The organism is Variovorax sp. P2_H12, from assembly GCF_056403395.1.
In genome coordinates, this window is the sequence record NZ_JBFUFO010000296.1 from 1 (window position 1) to 378 (window position 378).

1 protein-coding gene is annotated in these 378 nt (G+C 65.9%); it reads left to right on the forward strand.

Going from position 1 to position 378, the window contains the following annotated elements; genetic code table 11:
- Positions 1 to 50 precede the first annotated feature (50 nt).
- The gene (locus tag AC1DYK_RS36205; protein WP_478170657.1) at positions 51 to 317 is read left to right on the forward strand and encodes a DUF6284 family protein; all 267 of its coding nucleotides are present in this window, start codon (positions 51 to 53) and stop codon (positions 315 to 317) included.
- The last annotated feature ends 61 nt before the right edge of the window (positions 318 to 378 follow it).

A 378-nucleotide genomic window follows, 5' to 3' on the forward strand; every position in this document is an offset into this window, starting at 1 on the left:
ACTCCGGAGGGCGCTTTGGGCCGTTCCTACTGCTAGGGAGAACACGACCCATGAAGTCCATCGYTGCACTTCAGGACSTTGTTACGGCTGCCTCGCTSGACGGTGGCCCGTCGGATGCCGAGCTGGACGCGATYGAGCTTGAAATGCCGCTCATCCGGGCGGAAGTCGAGTTGCTGGATGCGCAGATCATGACCCTCGACCGGCTGGCGAACGAGCTGGACCAGCGGCGGACCCGCCGGGCTCGTAACCGAGTGCTGGCTGCCCGACGCGACCTGACCAACCGCACCGCGACCACGCAGACGGGCGGTGCGGCATGAACGCCAAGACCGTTCTGCCTGCYGTCGCGATGACGGCGGTRTCCATGGTGCTGACCCTGGC